Annotated in this window: 1 pseudogene; it reads right to left on the bottom strand. The window is 61.3% G+C overall.

Annotation, left to right across the window (positions count from 1 at the left end):
• Positions 1–919 (bottom strand): annotated as a pseudogene (locus XAXN_RS21315) (IS3 family transposase); the annotation flags it as partial.
• Positions 920–966 lie beyond the last annotated feature (47 nt).

The following is a 966-nucleotide window of genomic DNA, read 5'->3' as shown; positions in this document are numbered from 1 at the left end:
GCGGACGGTGCGGTTATAGCGTTCGACGTAGGCATTTTGCTGCGGCTTGCCCGGCTGGATGTGCTCGATCCGGATGCCGCGCTGCTATGCCCAGGCTAACAGCGCGCCGCTGATGTACTCCGGCCCGTTGTCACAGCGAATCACGCGCGGCTTGCCACGCCACTCGATGATCTGCTCCAGCGACCGGATCACCCGGGCCGATGGCAGCGATAAGTCGACCTCGATGCCCAGACCCTCACGGTTGAAGTCGTCGAGCACATTGAACAACCGGAAGCTGCGGCCATCGGCCAGCTGGTCGTGCATGAAATCCATCGACCAGACCTGATTGATCGTCTCCGGCACCGCCAACGGCTTTGGCCGCTCGCGCACCAGCCGCTTCTTCGGCTTGATCCGCAGGTTCAACTCCAGCTCCCGATAGATGCGGTACACCCGCTTGTGGTTCCAGCCAAAGCCCTTCACGTTGCGCAGGTGCAGAAAGCACAGGCCGAACCCCCAATCACGATAGGTTGTGGTCAACCGCACCAGCCAATCGGCAATCTGGGCGTTTTCCTCGCTGGCCTTGGCTTGATAGCGAAAGCAGGTCTCGCTCACCGCAAAGGTCCGGCAGGCATGCCGGATGTTCGTCGGGCCATCTCCCGGCGTTGAGATGGCCTCACCATTTTTTTGCCATCGCCTCCTTCAGCAGGTCGGCGCTGAGCTGGGCATCGGCGTACATCTTCTTCAGGCGCCGGTTCTCGTCCTGCAGCTCCCTGAGCTGGGACATCAGCGATGCGTCCATGCCGCCAAACTTGCTGCGCCACTTGTAGAACGTCGCCGAGCTGATGCCGTGCTCCCGGCACAACTGCGGCACTGACGTGCCGGCCTGGGCCTGCTTGAGGACGGCAATGATCTGGCTGTCGGTGAAGCGGGATGTCTTCATGGAACCTCCTCGGAAAAGGGTACGAGAAAATTCCACTTCTGGCGTCA

It is taken from the genome of Xanthomonas axonopodis (assembly GCF_001304695.1).
Taxonomy (GTDB): domain Bacteria; phylum Pseudomonadota; class Gammaproteobacteria; order Xanthomonadales; family Xanthomonadaceae; genus Xanthomonas; species Xanthomonas axonopodis.
The sequence above is the reverse complement of the archived record's forward strand: the minus strand, read 5'-3'. Positions and strand labels throughout refer to the sequence as shown.